21 protein-coding genes and 1 tRNA gene are annotated in these 22,699 nt (G+C 51.3%); 9 read left to right on the top strand and 13 right to left on the bottom strand.

Annotated elements, in window-relative coordinates; all coding sequences use genetic code 11:
* Positions 1 to 28: 28 nt before the first annotated feature.
* On the bottom strand, positions 29 to 955 hold the full coding sequence (gene ilvE, locus VGS11_13260) for a branched-chain-amino-acid transaminase (GenBank protein ID HEV2121059.1): 927 nt from the start codon (positions 953 to 955) through the stop codon (positions 29 to 31).
* 123 nt (positions 956 to 1,078) lie between these two features.
* On the opposite strand from ilvE, the gene VGS11_13255 reads away from it, so the two are divergent.
* Positions 1,079 to 1,197, top strand: a tRNA-Val gene (locus VGS11_13255).
* A gap of 8 nt (positions 1,198 to 1,205) precedes the next feature.
* Here VGS11_13255 and VGS11_13250 read toward each other — a convergent pair.
* Both VGS11_13250 and VGS11_13245 read right to left on the bottom strand, forming a co-directional pair.
* Entirely contained in the window at positions 1,206 to 1,604 is a 399-nt protein-coding gene (locus VGS11_13250; protein ID HEV2121058.1) for a VOC family protein, read from the bottom strand.
* A gap of 80 nt (positions 1,605 to 1,684) precedes the next feature.
* Positions 1,685 to 2,917 carry an aminotransferase class I/II-fold pyridoxal phosphate-dependent enzyme gene (locus tag VGS11_13245; GenBank protein HEV2121057.1) on the bottom strand — a complete coding sequence of 411 codons (1,233 nt, stop codon included), beginning with the start codon at positions 2,915 to 2,917 and terminating at the stop codon, positions 1,685 to 1,687.
* Positions 2,918 to 2,996: 79 nt separating this feature from the next.
* Here VGS11_13245 and VGS11_13240 point away from each other — a divergent pair, with 79 nt between their 5' ends.
* On the top strand, positions 2,997 to 3,359 hold the full coding sequence (locus tag VGS11_13240; GenBank protein HEV2121056.1) for a DUF1428 family protein: 363 nt from the start codon (positions 2,997 to 2,999) through the stop codon (positions 3,357 to 3,359).
* Positions 3,360 to 3,443: 84 nt separating this feature from the next.
* Positions 3,444 to 4,607, top strand: coding sequence for an N-methyl-L-tryptophan oxidase (solA, locus tag VGS11_13235; protein HEV2121055.1), 1,164 nt, complete (start codon positions 3,444 to 3,446; stop codon positions 4,605 to 4,607).
* A gap of 38 nt (positions 4,608 to 4,645) precedes the next feature.
* On the opposite strand, the gene VGS11_13230 is transcribed toward solA, so the two are convergent.
* On the bottom strand, positions 4,646 to 5,017 hold the full coding sequence (locus tag VGS11_13230) for a hypothetical protein (protein HEV2121054.1): 372 nt from the start codon (positions 5,015 to 5,017) through the stop codon (positions 4,646 to 4,648).
* A gap of 123 nt (positions 5,018 to 5,140) precedes the next feature.
* Between VGS11_13230 and VGS11_13225 the strand changes: the two genes are divergently transcribed.
* Positions 5,141 to 6,082, top strand: coding sequence for a TFIIB-type zinc ribbon-containing protein (locus VGS11_13225; protein HEV2121053.1), 942 nt, complete (start codon positions 5,141 to 5,143; stop codon positions 6,080 to 6,082).
* A gap of 190 nt (positions 6,083 to 6,272) precedes the next feature.
* A complete protein-coding gene (locus tag VGS11_13220; protein HEV2121052.1) occupies positions 6,273 to 8,105 on the top strand; it encodes an MEDS domain-containing protein in 1,833 nt (610 codons plus the stop codon).
* Positions 8,106 to 8,149: 44 nt separating this feature from the next.
* Here the strand turns inward: VGS11_13220 and VGS11_13215 are convergent, their stop codons facing one another.
* Positions 8,150 to 9,091: a hypothetical protein gene (locus VGS11_13215; protein HEV2121051.1), complete on the bottom strand. Its 942-nt coding sequence runs from the start codon at positions 9,089 to 9,091 to the stop codon at positions 8,150 to 8,152.
* Positions 9,092 to 9,661: 570 nt separating this feature from the next.
* Between VGS11_13215 and VGS11_13210 the strand changes: the two genes are divergently transcribed.
* Positions 9,662 to 10,906: a cation:proton antiporter gene (locus tag VGS11_13210; protein ID HEV2121050.1), complete on the top strand. Its 1,245-nt coding sequence runs from the start codon at positions 9,662 to 9,664 to the stop codon at positions 10,904 to 10,906.
* Positions 10,903 to 11,532, top strand: coding sequence for a DUF5658 family protein (locus tag VGS11_13205; protein HEV2121049.1), 630 nt, complete (start codon positions 10,903 to 10,905; stop codon positions 11,530 to 11,532). The genes VGS11_13210 and VGS11_13205 overlap by 4 nt, the downstream gene beginning before the upstream one ends.
* Before the next feature lie 6 nt (positions 11,533 to 11,538).
* Here the strand turns inward: VGS11_13205 and VGS11_13200 are convergent, their stop codons facing one another.
* Positions 11,539 to 12,726 carry a cupredoxin domain-containing protein gene (locus VGS11_13200; protein ID HEV2121048.1) on the bottom strand — a complete coding sequence of 396 codons (1,188 nt, stop codon included), beginning with the start codon at positions 12,724 to 12,726 and terminating at the stop codon, positions 11,539 to 11,541.
* 40 nt (positions 12,727 to 12,766) lie between these two features.
* Here VGS11_13200 and VGS11_13195 point away from each other — a divergent pair, with 40 nt between their 5' ends.
* On the top strand, positions 12,767 to 13,237 hold the full coding sequence (locus VGS11_13195) for a DNA polymerase ligase N-terminal domain-containing protein (GenBank protein ID HEV2121047.1): 471 nt from the start codon (positions 12,767 to 12,769) through the stop codon (positions 13,235 to 13,237).
* A gap of 10 nt (positions 13,238 to 13,247) precedes the next feature.
* Here VGS11_13195 and VGS11_13190 read toward each other — a convergent pair whose 3' ends face one another.
* The 7 genes from VGS11_13190 to VGS11_13160 form a co-directional block, all read right to left on the bottom strand.
* Positions 13,248 to 13,610 (bottom strand): carboxymuconolactone decarboxylase family protein, encoded by a 363-nt coding sequence (locus tag VGS11_13190; protein HEV2121046.1) that lies wholly within the window; start codon positions 13,608 to 13,610, stop codon positions 13,248 to 13,250.
* A 60-nt stretch (positions 13,611 to 13,670) separates the two neighbouring features.
* The gene (locus VGS11_13185) at positions 13,671 to 14,048 is read right to left on the bottom strand and encodes a hypothetical protein (GenBank protein HEV2121045.1); all 378 of its coding nucleotides are present in this window, start codon (positions 14,046 to 14,048) and stop codon (positions 13,671 to 13,673) included.
* An 8-nt stretch (positions 14,049 to 14,056) separates the two neighbouring features.
* Positions 14,057 to 14,452 (bottom strand): fumarate reductase subunit C, encoded by a 396-nt coding sequence (locus VGS11_13180; GenBank protein HEV2121044.1) that lies wholly within the window; start codon positions 14,450 to 14,452, stop codon positions 14,057 to 14,059.
* A gap of 2 nt (positions 14,453 to 14,454) precedes the next feature.
* Positions 14,455 to 15,204 (bottom strand): succinate dehydrogenase iron-sulfur subunit, encoded by a 750-nt coding sequence (gene sdhB, locus VGS11_13175; GenBank protein HEV2121043.1) that lies wholly within the window; start codon positions 15,202 to 15,204, stop codon positions 14,455 to 14,457.
* On the bottom strand, positions 15,204 to 16,916 hold the full coding sequence (locus VGS11_13170) for a succinate dehydrogenase/fumarate reductase flavoprotein subunit (GenBank protein ID HEV2121042.1): 1,713 nt from the start codon (positions 16,914 to 16,916) through the stop codon (positions 15,204 to 15,206). The genes sdhB and VGS11_13170 overlap by 1 nt, the downstream gene beginning before the upstream one ends.
* A gap of 113 nt (positions 16,917 to 17,029) precedes the next feature.
* A complete protein-coding gene (locus tag VGS11_13165; GenBank protein HEV2121041.1) occupies positions 17,030 to 18,817 on the bottom strand; it encodes a hypothetical protein in 1,788 nt (595 codons plus the stop codon).
* Between the two features lie 102 nt (positions 18,818 to 18,919).
* Entirely contained in the window at positions 18,920 to 19,375 is a 456-nt protein-coding gene (locus VGS11_13160; protein ID HEV2121040.1) for an HIT family protein, read from the bottom strand.
* A gap of 112 nt (positions 19,376 to 19,487) precedes the next feature.
* On the opposite strand from VGS11_13160, the gene ileS reads away from it, so the two are divergent.
* Positions 19,488 to 22,697 carry an isoleucine--tRNA ligase gene (ileS, locus tag VGS11_13155; GenBank protein ID HEV2121039.1) on the top strand — a complete coding sequence of 1,070 codons (3,210 nt, stop codon included), beginning with the start codon at positions 19,488 to 19,490 and terminating at the stop codon, positions 22,695 to 22,697.
* Positions 22,698 to 22,699 lie beyond the last annotated feature (2 nt).

Genomic DNA, 22,699 nt, shown 5'->3' with positions numbered 1-22,699 from the left:
CACTTGAAGTGATCGGATTGAAGGCTTATTAGTTTCTGGCTTTGGCGGGAATAGAAATTGTCTCTCTAATTGGGACGCCTTCTTTCGGGTCTTGGATTATCCTCTGGAACCCTCTGATTATCTCCTTGGTTACTGGTCCCGGTTTGCCCTCAGCTATCGGCACTCCTTGAATCTTGACTACTGGAACGACTTCAGCCATTGTTCCGGTCAGGAAGACTTCGTCAGCGGTCATGAGTTCATAGGGGGTAACATCTCTCTCTCGCACCTCGTATCCTAGCTCCTCGGCGAGTTTCATGACTCGTGCTCTAGTGACTCCATGAAGAATTCCGGCTGCTGAGGTAGGTGTATGGATTATTCCTTGTTTTATGATGAAGAGGTTGGAGCCGTGGAACTCGGAAACCATTCCTCTATGATCGAGCATCACCACCTCCTCAGCACCTGCATCTATTGCCTGGAACTTAGAGAGGACGCTCTGTATGTAGTTAAGGGACTTGACTTCGTGACTTGTCCCGTCGACCATGTCGCGTCTCAGGCTGGAGATGACGGCGGTGACACCTCTCTCTCGGGCCTCTTTTCCGTGGGCGGGCAGCACTGGCTCAGTAATGATGATGATGGTGGGCTTCGGGGAGCTCCTCGGGTCCAGTCCAAGGTTTCCGCGGCCCCGAGTAACCACGAGGCGAATGTAGGCGTCAGTCAGGTTGTTTCGTCGCAGAGTTTCGACAATTGCGTTCATAACTTGTTCTTTGGTCAGGGAAATGTTGACTCTAATTACTCGTAGGCCCTCGAATAGTCGTTCTGTGTGTTCGCGCAGTCTGAAGACTGAGCCGTTGTATGCGCGTATGCCTTCGAAGACACCGTCTCCGTATAGAAGCCCGTGATCGTAGACCGAGATTTTGGCTTCGCCCTTGGGGTGGTATTCACCATCGATATAGACGAATGGTTCCTTCCCCGCCATAAATGTCCAGAAAGAGAAATGAGTGTTCCGGGTATAAAAGTGCAAGCTCCCTTGATGATCGAGGAGAGGTAATCTCTACCTAAATCGTAATCTACTCGGACGTGGTTTGGGTGCTCTCGGTTTGGGCCGGTAGTTCAGCCTGGTTAGGAGCAATGACTCTCCGGATAGAACGTCCGCCTTACACGCGGAAACCCGTAGATGGGGCCGTAGGGTCGGGAGTTCAAATCTCCCCCGGCCCACCAAGCATTGATTATTTTCGACCGGTTTTTTTTCCTCTGTTAGGCGAACGTGCTTTCGGCGATTTGCTTTGAGGGCGCTTCTTGTACTTGGGCTGGTACAATTCCACTTGCACATCGCCAGGCATTCGAAAGTGAGTCAACAAACCCCACCCCTCATCGCTGATGCCCGAAGTGAATTCAACGCCGCGAGCTTTCAATTCCTGAACCGTCTTGTGGATGTCATCACAATAGAAGGATACTGAATGGAACACTCTGTCCGATGGATGACAGCCCAGATCGGCTTCTGGCATGTCGAAGATTAGCCAGCCTCCACCTGTGTCCGTGAAAGGGAATCCCAGTTTGTCACGAATGAACGCTCGCAACTCTTCGGGCTGAGGCGTGTACAGTAATGCATGAAGACCCTTGATCAATTCCGACGCTTCCTGTTTACCTTCGTTTCCATATGTTCTGACATCTTCGGACCTGAAGCAGATAAAAATCGTAGCATTGGCTAGCGAGCAGTAGCGGCAATTCTGCGCGTCGCCCTGTATTCAGGGTGCCTGAAAGGGTGTTTGGGCGAGAATTTTTCCAGTCTCTTGATTGCTCGTCGGATCGTTTCTGGCTTCTTCGAGAAGGAGAACCTGAATCGTAGCCTCCCACGAGATGGGTTGTGGAAGAAGCTCGACCCCGGAACTCCACCAACTCCAACTTTGGTGATCAAATGTAAGGCTAACTTTCGGTCGTCCTTGAAACCTGTTCTGTTTGTCGTGGTCCAGACGTAGTATGCGCCTTCTGGCTTGAAAACCCCGAATCCAGCATTCTTCAACGACTCAACTAACATCTCTCTGCCCTTTCGATAGTTTTCTCGTAGTTGTTCGTAGTAGGACTCTGGCAGCTGGAGCGCGGCCGTGCACGCTTCCTGCAGAGGGGTGGGGGCGCAAACTGTGAGAAAGTCGTGAACTTTTCGAATTGCAGAGGTAAGGGGCTTTGGCGCAACCACATACCCTACGCGCCAACCCGTTACGCTGTAAGTCTTGGAAAATCCGGAGATGGTGATTGTTCGATCCTCCATTGCAGGTAGGCTTCCAATGCTCACGTGCTGGTGTCCATCGTAGAGAATCTGTTCGTAGATTTCGTCGGTGATGGCGTAGGAATCATAGTCCTGGCAGAGATCGCTGATCAGGCCTAGTTCCTGACGGGTCAGAATTTTCCCTGTAGGATTGTGAGGTGTGTTGATGATTACCGCTTTGGTCTTGCGATTGAACGCATGTTTGAGGGTTTCTTCTTCGATCCTGAAGTCTGGCTCACGTAAAGTGACGTATCGGCATTTTGCGCCAGAGAGAATGGCGTCAGGACCATAATTCTCGTAGAACGGTTCGAAGATCACCACCTCATCTCCTCGATTCAGCAGCGCTAGTTCTGAGGCGATCATCCCCTCAGTCGTACCGCACGTGACAGTGATCTCGTCCTCGCTGCAAGGAATGTGATTGTACGTTTTCATCTTGCGAGCTATGGCTTTCCTCAGGCTCAATGTCCCGTGAGTAGTGGAGTATTGATTGAATCCATTGTAGATCGCGTTCGCAGCTGCTCGTTTAATGCTGAGAGGAGGGTCAAAATCAGGAAACCCCTGCGCAAGATTTACTGCCCCATACGCCTGGCAGAGTCGGGTCATCTCGCGGATGACGGATTCGGTGAAGCCTGAAGCTCTAGTGGAAGCTCCCTTTCTCATGATGCCAACTTGCATTCAGATACTAGTAAGGGTTCCTTCACGATCGTGTCGGGTGGAGTCTAAATAAGCCATCAGCACGAAGAAGCTGACGCCGATGGTCTACTGCTCCGTCTTTCTCTATCGGGTCCCGAAGAGGAAAGCGGAGGCTTTCGTCCAGGCCTTGAAACCGATAATGAAATTGTTCCTGGAATCAGGCGCACTCTCCGAGGAGCTTCTTCAACCGAAGGAGATGGAGGGAAAGTTTGGATCGATGAGTCTTCCCCCCGCCATTGGAATGTCCGAGGAAGAAGATCTTTGGGTCGAGATCGCTCGTTTCAAAGACGTTTCCCACATGAAGGACGTCCATGCAACCGTGGCCAAGAATCCTCACCTCGAAAAGCTCCATTCTCGGTTCGACCTGCTCATAACCGGAAAACACGTGTATCATGCAGAGTTCGAGTCGGTCCAACAAAAATAGCCGGGACGACGCTCCCCCCGTCGGAAAAAGAGATTTCTTCCCAAAAACTCCTTTCCCAAAAAGTATCATCGCGGAAGTTAGGTCATGCAGCTAGAAACTGATGTTTGCATTGTTGGTGGAGGAGTCATGGGTGCGGCTACCGCATACGCAATCAGCCGGATAACAAAGGATAGGATTCTACTGCTAGATCGATACGGTGTAGGAAACGACTATTGCAGCTCCAACGATGTCAACAGGGTTTTCCGTTACGCATACGGAAATGACCAATACTACACAAAAATGGCAGTTGAAAGCCTGAGACTGTGGAATGACCTCGAAAAGGAAACCGGTCATGAGTTGCTCATTCCTACTGGTTTGCTAATGTTGGAGGGAAACGATGAACAGGCCAACAAGTTCGATGAATCCAGCTTCAGAATGCTGACCAAACAAGGGCTTGGCGCCCACATCTACGAGGGACCTGAGCTGAAGAGGCACTTTCCTCAGTTCCAAGCCGAGAGGGCAATCTTCGACCCTCACGGAGGAGTTCTCTTAGCGTCGAAAAGTCTAGAGACCTTCACCTCCGAAGCTGTCAGCCATGGAGTGAAGATTCTGGAAAAGCGTGTCACCATGTTTCGGGACAAATCCGGCCTGGAAATAGAGACGTCAGAAGGACAAACAATCCGAGCCAAGAAGTTAGTCGTGACAGTCGGACCATGGACTAGGAGTTTTCTTAGAGATGAGCTCACAGGGGTCACTCCGACAAGACAACAACTCATCTATCTCAAGCCGTTTCGCGGTCTAGAGAGATTCCGGCCGTCCTCTTGCCCAGTTTTTTTCACAGATCATCATTATGGTCTTCCAGCCGCCGGCATAGAAGGGGTCAAGATTTCTAACAAAGAACTCATCGACCGCGTCGATCCTGAAACAGTCAGAAGATCGGTTGACCAAGAACAAATAGAACAGTGCAGGGATGCCTGCCGAGAATTTGTCCCCGAACTAGCCCAAGGAGACGTGGTCCAGACAAAAGTGTGCCTCTATGATATGACCGAGAATTCTGACTTCGTAATAGACAGGGACCCTGATCATCAGAACGTCGTCTACGGGTACGGCTTCTCAGGACACGGATTCAAGTTCGCGCCTCTCATCGGTAAGCTGTTGGCAGAGCTCGTTCTAGACCGAGACGCCGGCTTCGACCTTTCTCGATTCTCGGCTCAAAGATCGCAGAGAAAGCCGCGGCTGACAAGTGGTCAGCTAGGCAAAGGCGAGTAGCACCGCCAATACTAACGCACCAAGTGCCGCTAGATACATTACCCTAGCCTTCCGCCGGTCCAGCCTCTTCCACTCGTCAGACCGCACCTCCATTTGGTTTCAGATCTGCCAATGGCCATGCCGATTGGCTCGTGGAGGTCATAGGTGCCCTGAAGGCATGAAGTGCACAGAACGACATCGTTCCCTATAGAGCTGTCAGCAAGCCGACGTAGAAAGGTACGAACAGTGGAAGCCGAAAAAGGGGCGAACATCGAGCCTAGAGCAAGCGCGTCAATGCCTACGAATACAGCTATTATCCCAAGTCCTGTGGCTAGTCGTATGGCCCGTCCCCGGGCACCAATATTGCACTTGCCAGGGACGTATTCCGGGGGCATTTTCATCGACTTTTTGAAAAGAGTAACAAGCTTCATTTGTGGCCCCCGACACCTATATGAGTACAGTTGGCGGGCACTTCCACGGTCTCACCGGAAAAGGATAACCAGCTTAACCCAGCCCGGACCCCGCAGACCACCTACCCCGGCGGGGGCTCTGTAATGAGCCGGAGGAAGACACGACCCCGAGACGAAGTCGGACACTACGTCTGTCCCAATTGCGGCAGTCCGAGCCTCGTCCGAGATGCCGAGACGGGCGAGGTTATTTGCACCAACTGCGGTTTCGTCCTATCCGACCCCGCAGAACAGTATGCGGCGCCGGTTCCTAGGAGAACCGAGGAGGGACTCCTTGAAAGCCAGTCAGGACCACCAGGAAGATTCTCAGCTTTTGACAAGAACCTCTCCACGATCATTTCCAGAGCACAAGCCTCCAACCGATCGCTCAGCGCAGACGAGAGACTCCAGCTCTGGCGACTCCGAAGGACACAGCTCCGCGCGTCCGCCGGATCGTCAACTGCGCGAAACCTGTCCAGGGCGATGAGTCAGCTCCGGGGACTAGCCGGACGACTGAACCTTCCGGAAGTAGTCACCGAGCGTGCAGCGCTGATGTACAGGAGAGCGCTCAACAAAGGCCTCGTCAGAGGCCGACCGATAAACGGAATGGTCGCAGCCTCGACCTACGCAGCCTGTCGATTGACCGACGTCCCTCGCTCTTTGAGCGAGATCGCAAAAGCATCAGGAATGAGCAGAAAACTCCTAGCCCACTATTACAGAGCTTTAGTCCGGTCTCTCGACGTGACCATGGCTATTGAAGACCCATTGAAACGGGTCTCGAAAATAGCGTCTCGTGCAGGGGCAGACTCTCAAACAGAAATGTTGGCAGGAAAGATTCTCCGAGAGGCAATCCGACTGAGAGTGAACGTCGGCAAAGACCCTGACGGATTGGCGGCAGCAGCACTTGACCTTGCTGCTAGAATACGCGGTTCGATGGTGATGCAGAGAGACCTTGCAAAAGCGGCAGGGGTCTCAGAAGTGACCATTAGAAGCAGAATGAGAGACCTGAAAGCGGCAGCGAAGTCTCTCGGTCTCCCAGATGTTGCCTAACAGTCACTGCACAAGTTCTTCTCTGGTAACACGAGTCTAAACCCAGATCGGCCCTCGCCTAGGCATCTGCAACAGGAGGGTGTTGAGCCAGCGTACATGCTGGCGTAGGTCAAGCCTAGAGGGCTGAAAAAAAACGGAACCTTACGTAGCCGCGACCCTAAACATCGGAACAATCATAGTAGACGCTCTGATGATTCTCGTTATCATCAAAGAGCCTCTTTCTTACTTCCGACCCTACAAGACCTACTTCCTAGCTATCTACTCCTTCTTCAACGCATTTCCCATTTCACAACTAGTGTTGATATTTTACCCCAACGAAGATCTGATTAGACTTACCACTCAATCTTTCGCGGCCGCCGCAGCCATCATCGCCACATTATGGGGATTATTGGTAACCAAGCTATACTTCTATCCTGAGAAATTCTCTCTGCGTTCGGCACTTGCCAACCCTCGAAAGCCAATACATCTTGCTTTCCTTCTCTACCTTGTTCCGATGGTCTTCTTGGTCATACTGACAATTGTAGATGCCCCATCTATAGATCCGAGGGCTAACCGTCAAGCATTCTATGTGCTTGACAACACGACCTATCGAGCGGTCGGTCTGGGTTCTTTCCTACTGACCATCGCCGCGATCGTAATTTCGTCCTTCACTCTCTACTCATTCGTTGTCCTATCTCGACTTAGATCGCAACTGAGGGACCGCGAGGTTAGAGGTGCGTTGAGGGTAATCGCGAGATGTTTCGCAGCGGTCTCAGCATTGTTGCTGTTTGGATACGCCTCTGCGAGTTTTGGGTACAGCTTGCTAGGCGTAGTGCATTTTGCCTGCGTTATTCTTCTTCTCGCAGCAGTAACAGCCTTCAAGAGACCGACTTTCTTGCGAGCATTCCTCGGACTAGTCCCCTCCTTAGGACCAAACCCAGGTGTGATGAGAGGTGACCAAATCGTCCTAATCTACGAAAAAAACGAGGCGAAAATGACCCCCATAGCACGGTTTGTTAACGAGGGGGTCAACCAGCAAGACCGAGTCCTCTACTTTCACTCCAATGACGAGGGAGCAGCACGGGATGAGCTATCAAGAAACGGGGTCGATGTAAAGCACAACCTGACCAAAGGAAACCTCCGATTGCCGTCTCTTGACAGCCTTTACCAAGGCGAAAACCTTCTCGATGAAGAAGCAGCAATCGCGCAATGCCAAGAACTGGCGATTGAGACTAGAGCTTTGGGCAAGAATGGGCTAAGGATAGTCATAGACTACGGCGACAGAATCAAACGTCCGCTACAGAAGTTCGTAAACCACATCGCAGACCCCAGATGGGCTACTCCAGACCATTATGCTCAAGTGATGATGACCTTTGTCGAGAGTGCCTTCGAGAATGAGCAGTCAACCCTAAGCCTCTTGAAATCGAAGCTACCCGTCATTGACCTGACTGAGTCGAGCGACGTATTCTCTCGCACGGTTGGACTGTCTCATGACGAAATCGCTGGACGGAAAATCCTACTAGAATACGACCCGCTCTCTGGCTACGAGAAAATACTCAAATCGTTGGCCACCGAAGCCGCGTCCAATTTCGAGCGCGTAATTCTATTCACGAGAAAGGATAGCCCGATTCATTCAACTATGGAAGATGAACCAGGACTGAAGATGTTCGTGCTAACCTCTAGGGTGTCGTATCCGAAGGAGGAGAGCGAAAACGTGGTTCTCATACCGGCTTTCGACAGCTCACTTATTCTCGACTCGATGAACAAGACGATCGAAGCCTACGCCTCAACACCCTTCACCATGATCTTCGATAATGTCTCGCACCAGATCTTTACACTTGGAACCGAGAGAGCACATTCATTTGTTCGCCAAGCCCTAGAGCTAATGGCCTCAAACAGGATTACAGGAGTCTTTCTGCTAAACTACCCAGCACACGACATGAAGGCCGTGTCGATGTTCGAGAATCTCTTCGACCTAGAGTTGATTTCGAGACAGGGTACTCGAATCCCCGAAGTCAGACGGAAGCTTACCCTTTCGGCATGATAGCAATTTCTTATCGACCAGGGCTTTCCCGCCGGGAAGGAGGATTAGCGGAGGGATCTGCTGCCCTCGAACTTGCTGATAAGCTCAGTGAGGAAATCTGAAAAACCTCGGAGATTAACGCTGCGAATCTCTTTCTCGCATTCAGCAACTTTCTGAATGTAAGAGTGAGCTCGACTCTTGAAGACCCATTCCAGCTTGCTGAGCTTAGGAACAGCTGACGCGTCGCCAAGCTCTTCTTGTCGGATGAGCCCTTTCCTCAAAGCGAGAGAGATTATTGGAGATGAGACATCGCTCTCCAGAACTTCACTGGGATAGGTTGTCATCATATTGCCTACATGGGCGACCTTCTGAGCCAGGCACGCAACCGTTCGGACTAGCCCAAGTTCCTTCATGTCGAAGGCCGGTGAACACATCAGGTCCATATCAATAGCAACCTCCACGAGACATCCGTAAGAAGAATAGAAGCTCGTCTCTATCGGGTTCTCAATTCTTTCGGTATTCGCGAGATAGCTGTACATCATGGAGGAAAGAACCTGCCGAAGATCGAAGTAGAAGATCCTCTCGAACTCTTTGAACCTGGGGTAGCAAGATACCGAAGAAAGCGAATCTTCCCATATCCTTCGTCCTACATCAAGGTATTCGCTAGTTTCGCCGGTCCGAGCCTTCTCCTTCCACGGAATCTCCGTGAGGTCTTGGAGTAGAGAATAGCTTCTCGTCGAACGATTATCCGCGAGATCATCCGCGAGAATATCAAAGACCGTTAGCTTCGTCTTATCTTCGCTCAGAGCGCGCTTCCAATCGAAAGCTACGCAGGGCAAAGTAATCCAAGAGTAGACATCGTGAATCCATGCGAAATAGTCAATGTTTCTCCGACCCACGGACTTGTAAAGATCGATCACTTCGGACAGCTCAAGCCGTTCTACCGATCCGGGCGAGAAGGTTTCGGGGCCTCTCTTTCGTTCTAGAATCGTTCCCGCAACCGACAAACCCTTAACCCTCCAGACTTTGCTCCAGTTTAGTTTCAGCTATGTCTCTTGAATATAATCGTCGCCTACTTTTCTCGCGGAAAAAACTCTATGGCAGTTATATGCGTCGAGTCTACCTTTCGATAGAAATTTCCAGCATGTTAGAAGAAATGTTCTACTACCAAAGAGAGGGGAATAGTAGAGGAATCGGTCAGGCGAAGTGGTCTTTGCTTACCCATCAAGGGATTCTTCTTCGGTCTAAGGAAGAAAAATGACGCACCCACAGTCTGTAACACACCCCCAACCGGCAGGCAATCCAATCTGGGCCAAGAACCCGATGAGGAATGCGATGACGCCTACGCTGGAGAATATTGCGCTGAGACAAATGTAGATCCGAACTCCAGCTCCAACCTCTCTCGCGGAGAGAAGCCATCTCCGACTTTATCGACTCACTTTTGCCTAAGGGCCTAGGGCTTGTAGCTTCCAGCCCCACTTACCGATCTGGAACTCGGAGCCCACACCAGAAGGGTCAAACTGTTAAACTGGACGTGAAACGATTGTGGTCAGTACGATCATTTCCGGGAGATCGAATTGACGGCTTCTGCTGACTTCACCTTTCTATTTGACCTGGGACTGGCGGTGTTCGCTGCTCTGGGTTTCAGCTATCTGTTCTCAAAAATCAAGCAACCAGTTGTAGTCGGCCAGCTAATAGCCGGGATAATCATCGGACCCTTTGGACTCGGGCTCATTCAAAACCTCAACACCATAAACCTATTGGCGTCTCTCGGCATCATACTCCTCCTGTTCACGGTCGGGCTTGAACTAGACCCGCTAGAGATCAAAAAGATTGGGCCAGACAGTTTCATACTCGCGGTCGTCGAGTTGACGGTCACATTCGTTTCAGTCACATTGGTAGGATTGGCCGTAGGCCTCACACAGATTGAGGCAGTCTTTGCCGCAGCGGTGGTTGCCACCACAAGCACGGCAATAATGAGCAAGATTCTACTTGAGACAAAAAGTCTACGGGCGAAAGAATCTCACACGGTGGTGACTGCATCGGTGATCGAGGATTTTGCGACGGTATTCATGCTGCTACTATTGCCAGGTCTGGCCGCCGCTAGCAGTCAAGTTCCCCCGCTTGAGATCGTCTTTCTGGCTGTGAGGGGAGCTTTGCTAGTTGGAATCATCTTTTTCTTCGGCTGGAGAATCGCACCCCTGCTGATTGAACGGATTAGCAAGGGAGATCAGGAATACAAGGAGACTGCTTTCCTGCTCGCGCTATCATTCGGCTTCGCTTTCGCAATCCTCTCCTCCTACCTAGGATTCTCCCCCGCGGTCGGAGCGTTTCTCATGGGTCTCATGATCAGGGGTCCCCAGGCTCAATTCGTGAAAGAGAAGGTGGGTCCAATCAAAGACCTGTTTATCGTCCTCTTCTTCGTTTCGATGGGAACACTGATCAACGTCGGCGCGCTGCTGACCGTCACGCTGCCGATAATAGCTGTCCTCGGGATGGCTATCTTCGGGAAATTCATCGGCTGTTGGGCTGGTGCTAGATTATCGGGAGCAAAGGACGAAGCCACGGCAGTCGGACTCTCAATGCTCCCTAGAGGAGAGTTCTCATTCATCGTCGCCCAAGAGGGCACCGGTCTCGGTGTCGCAGCGCAGATTCTCTACCCTGTTGCAGGGCTGGCAACTCTGATTAGCTCAATAGTATCATCGATCGGTCTACGCATCTTCAAGCCCAAAACAACCTCAGAGCGACACAAAGTCATGATTTCTCAACGCCTACGTCAACTCAGTCGATCAAGACATACCTACAAGGAAAAGAAGAGTTGAAGATCCCGGCCGGTGCCGGACTGCTACTTACGGGATCAGGACTCTACTGGGTCCTGGCAGGTCCTCTCATAGGCTGGTTCAGCGTGATAGATCCTTGGCAAATCTATCTGTCGCAAACGGGACTGACCATGATCCTCGTTGCGGGTATTGCCTGCTTGGTCATGGGCCTATGGATTATTCCAAGAGACTTCGAAGAACTCTCAGTGCTGCTTTTTGGAAATGATGGATGGATCTTCATCATCCCAATTGTTCTAGTTGTAGCGGACATCTACCTAACTCTGATTGGGTTGTCGCAAGGAAATTGGGAGCTGAATCCATTCGTCGCGTCTGCAGTCCAGATTGGACCCTGGGCAATCGTTCCATTCATTGTGTCGTATATGGCGCTGTCAGAAGGGTTGGCATTGACGATGCTTGGCGTTGGAAAATGGTTGTTCGGTGTCGTGCGACCGTCAAAGTTCATGCCTTTCGCTTTAGTGTGCGGAGCAGCATCGTTTGGCTCTATCAGCAATGCAGAACTCTTGGCATTTCCTCAAACGGGCGGGGTCAGTTATTTTATCGGGATGGCCGTCGGAATGATAACATTGTCTGTGGGAATATACTCGCATTTCAGTAGAACGAAGACGTAAGATTGACTACGTCTTTGTCTTAGATCTGCGTCGCATAACGTAGACGGTCCCGGCGATGATCGCGATTGCGGCGGCAATTCCTCCCCCTATGATAGCTACATTTGAGAGGACGCTTGATGTTGAACCGACGGTCAATGCTAGCGTTACTGGATGAACCAATTGACCACTTGTCCCGGTGACATTGATATTGTAGTTGCCTTGGGAAACTGTACTGGAATAAGCCCCTGAAGAAGCCGCAGACGCACTGAGTGTTGAATTTACAGGGCCGCTTGTAGAAACAGCGACGGAAGCAGGGCTGAAGGTAGCCTGCGGTCCGAGAGGTGAAATGATAGCGGTCAGGGACACGGTGCCGGAGAACCCGTTTAGACTTGTCAATGTGACCACAACATTTCCGGATGACCCTGGAGCCACAGTAAGGGTAGAGGCCCTTAGAGTGATCTTGAAGTCCGGCGCCACAACTGTAACAGTAACCGTAACTGAGTGGGTCCCTGACGAAGCTGTTCCCGTTACTGTAACCGAATAGCTACCTGCAGTCGTCGAATTGACGGAAAGGGTTGCGGTGCCTGAAGCGGTTGAAATCGACGCTGGAGAAATGCTTGCGTTAAGACCAGATGATGGAGACGTAGTAAGCGTTACGGTCCCGCCGAAGCCGTTGGTGGGAGCCACTGTAACAGTTGAGGTCCCTACGACCCTAGTGTTAATTGGACCTATCGCGGCTGGATTGGCCATAATCGTGAAATCGGGTGCGGTTGATGCTTTGATAACGAATTTCCCGACCATGTAGGCTGGGGAATGATAGGTACAGTAGTAGAAGTAGGTGCCTGGCGTGGACATTACTGCGAAGGATGAGATCGAACTGCCTTGGGTTGTGGTAATGTCTCCGGAGCATTTGTCAGGGCCTGGGTTTGCACAATCATTCGTAATGCTACTATTGTCGATATCTAGAAGGAAACGGTGGGTACTTGCGTCTCCTTCAATTAGGTTGAATGATATTGTGTCGCCTTGGGTGACAGTAATTGTGGGATTCGCCCCTGATGGTTTGGTATTGTTCCACCCAGAGAAATAGGCGTAGAGCGTGATGTTGATGGTCGCAGCCTGTGCCTTGGGAATAAGGCCTGAATGCTGGGCAAACGGTACTGAGATCAAGAAGATCAGTCCAATGAAGAATCCTGAAATGAACTTGCGCTGGGACATGTATAACCTCCTATGGAGGTAGGATGTGATATTAAAACCGATGGTCGAACTTTCTGACCCCAGAAAACCATTGACACCTTCAAGGTCTGATATTTCTCCTAAAAGCACCAAGCCTTCCAGCGCAGACGTGGTGTCTCCGTCTGTGAACTCCTCGTTGAGATTTCTAGTCCAGGAGCATCACGCCCGAAGGTTGCACTGGGATTTCAGACTTGAGCTGGATGGCGTTTTGAAGAGTTGGGCTGTTCCCAAGGGCCCACCAACAGAACCTGGGATAAAGCGGCTCGCAGTTCAAGTCCCGGATCATCCTCTCAGCTACTACGGTTTCAAGGGGACGATTCCTGAAGGAGAATATGGCGCTGGCCAGGTGAAAATCTGGGACAAGGGATTGTATATCCTCGAGCTCAGGGAGCCACGCAAATACCACGTTGTCTTGAAAGGTCGAAAGCTAAAGGGTGATTACCGTCTGATCAACTTCAAGGACAAGAACTGGTTAATCTACAAAGTATCGTAGACGATCAACGCTAAGTTTGTTTTTCTTTCCGTCTGCATTCTTCCAACATCTCCACTGCGCTTCGCAGATGTGGTATGGCTATGGACCCGCCTACTATCAATCCTATGTTGAAGGCCTCGAAAAACTCCGCATCGGAGACTTTCTGCTCGACACACTGAATGATATGGTACGTTACGCAATCATCGCATCGAAGCACGAGAGATGCGACAAGTCCCATCAGTTCTTTGGTCTTTCGGGGAAGAGCGCCATCATTGTAGGCTTGGGTGTCGAGATTGAAGAATCGTCTGATCTGAAGGTTTCCCTTTTCCAGGATTTTCTCGTTCATTTTCTCTCGATAGGCTTTGAATTCCTTGAGAGAGTGACCGTGGCTCATCTCGTTGTCCCTCGAATCAATGCGTTTGGCCCGGTATTAGAATCCCGAGGTCAGAAAATTTCAGGGAAGAGTGAGAACACTAGGGTTCAGCACCAGCAGATAGTAAGCCACCGTTAGCATACCTATGATTATTATGAGATATCCAATCGCTTCTAATGGCCTTTTTGCACGCGCTAGGCCAAGCTCTGTAAGAGTTGACTGGAATCGGAATATTCCATGGTACAAGGATCCGGCAACAGTCACGAACAAGAAAAGAGTCCCGATGTGGTGATGGTCAAGTATCGCGCTCGTCGGATCTCCGGTTGCCAGGGGCCAGAGACCTAGCGGGTAAGCGACTCCGACCAGATAGATCAATACTGGGAGGAGGAAGGCAGCGATGAAGCCTCCGATTGAGAACACTCCCCAGAGAATTGCGTGTAATCGTGCGACTTTCGGCATACGTGGTGCTACCTCAACACTAGAATCTGGGTTACAGCGTAGGATATGATCAGCAATAGAACAATATTGACCAGTAAGGCTTGCCAGGGTTTGCTCGTCGTTTTTCCGAACTTGATCGGCTGGACTTTGCCGATAAGATAGAACCAGGTAAGCGCGTGGTACAGTGTGAATATCAACGCTACCACGTTGAAGGCGATCAATCCCGGATTCCTCATTAGAGCGAGTGCACTCTGTTTCGCGCCTGAGGCGAAGAGCGATAGCTCGTAGATGTAGATAAGGCTGAACACGGCAACGAAGAAGCTGCTCCATTCCCGGATCATATATTGGGTGAAGTGGCCGTTTGAGAGCCACCATCCGGGACCGAGCTTTCGCCTGTATTCGGGAAACGGTTTCTCCTTGGACAATATTATTTCCCGGCTCCCCGCGGCATCACCAGCGACCGCAGAGCATTTGTAGCTCCGAGAATCTTTGTCTTCTGAATCGCAAGCATAGGGTCAACACCCTTCGGGCAGACGACACTGCATTCTCCCACGAGGGTGCATTCCCAAACCCCCTCGATATCATGCACAATCGGAAACCGAACATCCTTGCCCTGGTCTCTCGAATCCTCGATGTATCTGTAAGCCAGCGCCGTGGCGGCTGGACCTAGAAATTTCTCGTTAAGCCCATAGACTGGGCAAGCGGAGTAGCAGAGCATGCAATTGATACAGGAAGAGAACTGACCGTAGCGCTCCAATTCCTCAGGGCTCTGGCGGTACTCGCCCTCTTCTGGAGGAGACTCCTTTTCCCGAATCGTCCAGGGCTTGATCTCAACCAGCTTGTGCATGAAGTCGTCCATGTTGACGACCAAGTCTTTGATGACTGGGAAGTGGGAAAGAGGTTCCACTTCGATCGTTCGACCCTTGAATTCGTGGAGAAAGCTAGCACAGGTGAGCTTCGGGACCCCATCTACATTCGCGCCACAGCTTCCGCACACGCCCATTCTGCACGACCAGCGATAAGTCAGCGTCCCATCTAGATTGGCCTTGATGTAGTTGAGCGCGTCAAGAACAACCATGTCCTTTCGGTAAGGTACTTTGTAATCTTGGAAGTATGGCTTCCCATCTTTCTCCGGCCGATATCGCGTTACTCTGATGGTCGCAATCTCTTGGCTCATTAGTAGACTCGCGCCTCCGGTTTCCAACGCGTAATCGTTACCGGCATCGAGTCAATCCTCGGAACAGTTCCAGTCTCATAGACCACTAGGTGCTTGAGGAATTGAACATCGTCACGTTTCGGATAATCTGTGCGAGAATGTGCGCCCCTGGATTCCGTTCGTGCAAGTGCTGTGTAAGCAATGGTCTCAGCGACATCGAGCATGAAGTCTAGTTCCAGAGCGGAGACCAAGTCGGTGTTATAGACGCGGTCCTTGTCTTCAACCACTGCGTTCTTCATTCTCTGTTTCAAGCCTCCGATAAGGTTGCAGGCCTGTTTGAGAGTGTTCTCGTCACGGTAGATGCCGACGTGATCCTCCATGACCTTCTGCATCTCTGTTCGAATGTTCGAGATTCCTTCGCCCTTCTCGTGTTTCAGAACTTTGTCGTAGATTCTCTTCTCCTCCTCCAACGCCAGCCCTTGAACGGGATTTCCGAAACTCGGTGCCCCCTGCTTCATAGCGAATTGAGCCGCGCCGATTCCGGCCTCGGCACCAAACACGAGACATTCGGTGAGTGAGTTGCTTCCGAGACGGTTTGCGCCATTCATGCTGACGCACGCCATCTCTCCAGCTGCGTACAGTCCAGGGAGGCCAGTGTTGGCATGTATGTCAGTGTGAACGCCTCCCATCATGTAATGTTGCCCTGGCCTTACAGGTATCATTTCGTGAGCTGGGTCTATTCCCAGGTATTTCTCGGCGAGTTCTTTCACGAAAGGAAGTTTTGCCTCGATCGTTTCCTCGCCCAAATGTGTGAGGTCTAGGTGGACATAGCTTCCGTATGGGCCTTCAAATCCCCGGCCCTCCTTGATCTCAGTCATCTCAGCCCGCGACAGGATGTCTCTCGGTCCCAGCTCCATCTTGTTGGGGACGTATTTTTTCAGGAATCGATCGCCATCCTTGTTCAGTAGGTGACCTCCCTCTCCCCTGGCAGCCTCGGTGATCAGTATGCCGGTGTTCGGAAGCAATGTTGGATGATATTGGACCATTTCCATGTCTTTGAGTGGGACCCCGGCTCTGTAAGCCATGGCCATTCCGTCGCCTGTCTTGATCCATCCGTTGGTTGTGAATTGATAGATTCTACCGCATCCCCCTGTCGCGATCACAACAGCCTTCGCTAGAAACGAAACGAGTTCGCCTGAGCGAATGTCAATAGCTGTAACCCCGTCAACTCGGCCGTTATCCACAAGGATCGACGTGGTGAACCACTCATCATACCTGCGAATATTCTCGAACTTCAAGCTGGTCTGGAATAGTGTGTGGAGTAGATGGAATCCTATCTTGTCCGTCGCGAACAGTGTTCTCTTTACACTCATTCCTCCGAAGGCTCGCACGCTAATCCGGCCGTCAGGGTCCCGGCTGAAAGGACAGCCCCAATGCTCCAGCCGTATCGATTCCCTAGGCGCTTCCTTCACGAAAAACTCGACCGCGTCCTGATCTGCAAGAAAGTCGCTCCCCTTGATCGTGTCGTAGGCATGAAGGTCGAAGTTGTCATAGTCGGTCCTCAACACCGCGGCCATGCCGCCCTCGGCTGAGACCGTGTGGCTGCGCATAGGATAGACTTTGGACACGATCGCGATGTCTAGCTTGGGATTGAGCTCGGCTGCAGCAATGGCAGCCCGGAGTCCAGCGGCACCACCCCCAATGATCAAGACATCGTGGCTGAGATGGTCCACTGCGATTCAGCTTCCCAGGTTCGACGAGGGGCTGTTAACGAAACGGCCCGTATTTTAAATAGTGTCAGGAATCGCGGAAAAAACCTCTGATGAGTCAGGCATGCTCTAGCTGACTAGAACTCTGCCTTCACGACTCTAAGGGCTTGACCCTCTATCTCGTCAAGTCGCATCTGAACAGAAAACAACCCTCTCAACGCGCCTAAGAAACGCGCCTCCGTCGTCTCCTCATTTACAAGGAATATGGCCGTGAAAGTTGATGGGCTAAGAAGCTCGATCAGTTGCTTAATGCCAGAGTATACCTGTTCCCACCTTTCGCCTCGAATGAGCTCGGTGATACTATCGAAGACGAAGCTCAAAGCCACAGACTTGTTATTCTCAAACAGATCAGTTACCAGTGAGGTCACCAGGCCCAGCTCCTTGTCCGGGATCTGAATCTCCCCATCAGGCAACTCGTCCGGAGCAGACACGAGAGAAGAAGCCGCGACTATCCTCACCATTCTCTTTCCCTTCAACGCTCTGTACAGCTTGCTAGACTTCGATGTGAATAGAGTACACATCTCGGCATTAGCGATCCCTTCATCGAAGAATTTTCTCACCAAGTCCTCAAAGTTGCTATTAGAGGAGTACTCAAGCAGAATCTTTGAGCCCTCAATTCTCTGATGGTTCAAGTTAACGAGAGTTGAGAACGGGTCGGACGCCTCTGAGAGATTCACAAGCTCAACGTCCGCGTTCTTCTGCAGAAAATCAGCAACTTGAGGTCTAGGGGCCTGACTGGATTCTAGCAGAAGCACTTCCGCTTCTGGTTCACTCTTTGAATCCGTTGCAATGGATCCCATCGATCCCTGAAGATCCTGCCGCTCCAGCTCTTTCACAAACACAGTGGCCGTCTGGCTCAATCCAAACTTGTCGGAAAGCCCCTCTCTACCAGACCGTTTGTCATCAGAGTCAACTGAAGATGTGACAAACTTTCCGTTCTCCGCCCATTCGTGGAATCGAGAATCGTTACGGGACAGCCCCTCCACGAGCCAAGCGGCCGGAGATTTGAGCACCACCCTGGCGCCTGCCTCGATAGTGCTTCGAAAAGCAGAAGAAAGGAATGATATTGATCGCATGCCGGTATCGTATAGAACAAGGTATCGTTTCCCGAATTTTATCAGACTCTGAGGAAAGAGGCTGCTCTTCAAGAACCTGGTTGTTCCTGGAAGGGTCCTGATGGAAACAGCCAGCAGACAATAGAACGCGGAACTTATGATCAGCCCCAACTCGTAGGAGAATGGAATCATGGGAGACAATAGGAAGAAGACTACCAATCCCACGGTGGGAAAACAGAGCCAGCTGGACAGCATCAGGAGGAGAGAGTTTCTCGTATACGAAGTCTGGGCACGACGCATAGATGAAAGGAGCGTTAGAGACGGGTACAAGACGATGGGAACCGCGACAGCAGCCGTGAGGGCAATGTACCACGATGGAAATGTGGGCAGTACGTATGCCTCGTTCCCGTAGGATGTTAGTGAGGCGGTGACTGGTTCGAAGGTGAGCGTGACCGCAAGCCAAGCGCCTAGAACTAGGAGGAAAAGGGGGAACAACATGGTTTTCTTGAATATGATCTTCATTGATTCCCTCCATGTTCTGGCTTCAGGACAGAACTGGACAACGGCGGCCGCATGGCCGAAGTTCATGGCGACGAGGAAAAAGCCGACGAGCATTAGGTAGGTTGCGAGCACGCTTTGGGCTAGGATTCTATCGATATCGGCCGCCAGAATTAGGAAGAAATAGAGGTTTAGCCGGACTAGGTTGTGTCGCGCAATTCCGACAAAGGAGTGTTTCTGTCGGATAAGCAGCCATAACGAAAGGGCCGGGGCCACCATCGCAGCGAGGTCTAGATAAACTGGGGTGGACATGTTACCCTTTCTTGGCCCTACGTGTGTTCGTGAGAGTGTGTCTGGGAGATTGCGGAGGTTTCAAGATGACGTAACTGAGTGGCGTTGGCTATTGTTACTCGACTAGTCACTTGCCGTGGTTCTTCTCTTGAGAGTCGAAAGAGCCATTTCGACCCTCTTCGTTAACAACTCGTATTCTTCCCCACTCAACCTCTTCCGACGGCGACTGCCAGCCCAGATCGGACGCCCCCACATAGGGTCCGACGTGTATCTTGGGATCAGGTGCCAGTGGAGATGTGGCATTGCATTTCCGAGCAGCTCGTAATTCATCTTGTCAGGCTTGAAAGCCTTCGAGAGCGCGTTTGCAACGAGCGACATATCTTCCAGAAACTGCTTACGATCCTTGTTGGCGAGCTTGTAGAGTTCCTCTTCGTGCCACTTTAGTGTCAGAAAGGAATACCCCTCGAAGGCCTGATCCGGATTCAGCTTCGCAACCGAGACCCTAGACTGATAAAAGACAAGATTCTTGGGCTCGAGGATACCTTGGCACATCCAGCAGTCAGCCTGCAGACGCGACAAGATAGACTGATGAAGAGCTGAATCCGATTGTTTTTAAGATGATGATAGAGACTGACGCTTCGAGGTCGGAGACCTTCGATTCAACGAAGACAACTAGTTTGGGTGTCAGCTAATGACTCCTGGAATTGTGGGGAAACTCACCAGGGAATACGATCCTCACCGGACCGAGCAGGAAACGCTCAACTGGTGGAGTACTAACCGGACTTATCAAAAGACCAAGAAGAAACTCGCCAAACGGCCCAAATTCTACTTTCTCGACGGTCCACCATACGTAACCAACGCTCCCCATGTAGGACTTGCGTGGAACAAGACACTCAAAGATATCGTGATCAGGTACCATAGGATGCGAGGCTACAATGTCCACGATCAGCCGGGCTATGACTGCCACGGTCTCCCTGTTGAAGTGCTCATCGAAAAATCGTTGAAGCTAACCTCGAAAAAGGACATCGAGAACGTTGTGGGAGTAGACCGATTCATCGCCGTATGCAAAAAGTTCGCGGAAGAAAACGTCCAAGCCCAAACCGGGGTCCTGAAAGACCTCGGAATCTGGATGGACTGGGACAACCCCTACTTGACATACAGGGATGACTACATCGAATCTGTCTGGTGGACGATCAAGAGAGCCCAAGAGAAACGTCTTCTCTACAAGGCTTTGAAAGTGGTCCACTGGTGCCCGCGTTGCGAGACAGCCCTCGCAGGATACGAGGTCACAGACGAGTACAGATCCGTTCAAGACTATTCGATCTATGTGAAACTCCCGCTAGTCGACAAACCGGGAGCGTTCATACTCATCTGGACAACAACCCCCTGGACACTGCCAGCAAACCTCGGCGTGATGGTTCACCCAGACAAGACCTACGTCCTAGTCGATGTTGAGGGAGACAAGCTCATACTCGCCAAAGAGAGGCTTGAACAAGTCCTAGGAGTGCGAGGCTACAAGATTCTGGAAGAGTATCTGGGACGAGAACTGGAAGGCGTTCAGTATCGTCCACCACTCCAGGAAGAGACTCAAGTCCAAATCGGTGCAGACCGACATCAAATCCTACTCAGCGGGGAACATGTGTCAATGTCCGACGGAACCGGCGCCGTCCACACTGCCCCAGGGCACGGAGAAGAGGACTTCGAAGTTGGCACAAAATACGGACTACCAGCCTTCTCACCAGTAGACCCCTCGGGTCGTTTCACGAAGGAAGCGGGGAAGTACGCAGGGCTATCGGTTAGAGACGCAAACAGGGTGATCATCGAGGATCTCCGGGCGAAGAATCTTCTTTGGAAGGAGGAAACGATAGAGCACTCGTATCCTCACTGCTGGAGATGCAAGACAGCCCTCATCCTCAGAGCGACCGACCAGTGGTTTGTCAAAGTCACTTCAATCAAGAAAAAAATGCTCGCTGAGAACGAGAAAGTCCGGTGGGTGCCCGAATGGGCCGGGTCGAAGAGGTTCCACGACTGGTTGGAGGGCGCCAGGGACTGGGTAATATCACGTCAACGCTACTGGGGCGTCCCACTTCCAGTTTGGACCTGTGAGCAGTGCGGGGAGCATACCGTAGTTGGGTCGAAAGCAGAACTCGTCAAACTCGCTCTGCACGCACCCAAACAGTTCGAGCTACACAGGAACGGAGTCGACAAAATACAGGTCAAGTGCAAATCCTGCGGAGGAAATGCAAAAAGAGAACCGGACATTCTCGACGTCTGGATGGACTCGGGCACCGCATCCTGGGCTAGTCTCGGCTATCCAAGGAACTCTATTGAGTTGAAACGGTGGTGGCCCGCGGATCTTATCCTCGAAGCACATGATCAGACAAGAGGCTGGTTCTACAACCAGCTAGTTCCAAGCATAGTTGCTTTCAACCGAAGCCCATACCGAACGGTGCTGATGCATGGACATACCTTGGATCAAGAGGGGGAAAAAATGAGCAAGTCAAAGGGTAACTTCGTCAGCCCAGGTGATGTTGTAGCCAAGTATGGCCGTGATGCCCTTCGATTCTATACTGTTCAGTCAACTCTCTGGGAGGACTTCCAGTTCTCTTGGAACGCCGTTGAAGTTGCAGCAAAAGATCTCCAGATTGCCTGGAATGTCCTCTCGTTCGCAACTCTCTACATGCATCTCGACAAGTTCAAGCCGGATTTGTGGTCTGTTAGAAGAGCTTGGACAAATCTGAGGCCAGAAGACAAATGGCTGGTCTCCCGCAGCGAAAGCTTGCTGAAGGATGTGACGGGCAACATGCAAGGTCTCGAACTGCATCTTGCCCTGCGTAAACTGAGAGCATTCGCCATAGACGACTTGAGTCACTGGTACATTCGCCTCGTAAGACGAAGGTTCTGGCAAGAGAAACAAAACAAGGACAAGCTTGCCTCTTACGCGGCCCTCCACTACGCGCTGAAGACATGGCTAATCCTATCATCCCCGTTCATCCCACTCTTCACCGAGAAAGTCTACCAGCAAGCCTTTCGCAGAACTGCTAAGTCTGACCTAGAGAGCATTCACATGTCCTCTTGGCCAAACTCTAGTCCAAGGTGGATTAACAAGAGGCTAGAGGGGAACATGGAGATAGTGCAACAGGTCTCGGCTGCATCATCATCGGCCAGGCAATCGAAGAAGCTAAAATTACGCCAACCAGTCGCCAAGATCCTTATCGTTACCAATAGCGCCAAGGTAACGCGGGCGGTCAAGAGCCTCCGACCACTATTCCTACAACAGACAAACTCGAAAGACATCCAACTCGTCGGCCACGCTGAGGAAGAGCAACTGAAGAGGCTGATAGCTGAACCGAACTTCAAAGGACTCGGACCCGTTTTCAAGGGAGATGCCAACAAAGTCGCGGAAGCACTACGATCTGCAGACGGACGCCAGCTCTTTCAAGCGTTTCAAAACAACAAATCCTACCCGTTGAAAGTTGACGATCGAGACTACACAATTACCGATCAGATGGTCTCATTCAAAGAGGAAATGCCAGAGAACTTTGCAATGGGAAGTTTCGAAGATGGCCGGGTCTACATAGATCTAACCATTCCAAAGGAACTGATGAGAGAGGGCCTCGTTCGGGAAATCGTCAGACGATTACAAGAAATGAGGAAACGACTTGACCTCCCGGTCGACGCCTTCGTCGAAGCCTACGTGACCATCCCTGACGCACAAAAGCTGGAATGGATGGAAGACGAGCGAGATTACCTCATGGAAGAAGTCAGAGCAGACGCACTCCACCTCTTACGTCCCGACCAAGAAAAACCAAAAGCCAACGCCGAAGAAAACTGGGACATAGAAGGTCAGACGTTTCAAATGGGCCTACTGTTAAAGAAAACGAACGTTAGCAACGCCTGAGC

It is taken from the genome of Candidatus Bathyarchaeia archaeon, assembly GCA_035935655.1.
Classification (GTDB): Archaea; Thermoproteota; Bathyarchaeia; order 40CM-2-53-6; family 40CM-2-53-6; genus 40CM-2-53-6.
Note: the sequence above shows the minus strand (reverse complement) of the source record. Positions and strands in the feature narration are given on the sequence as shown.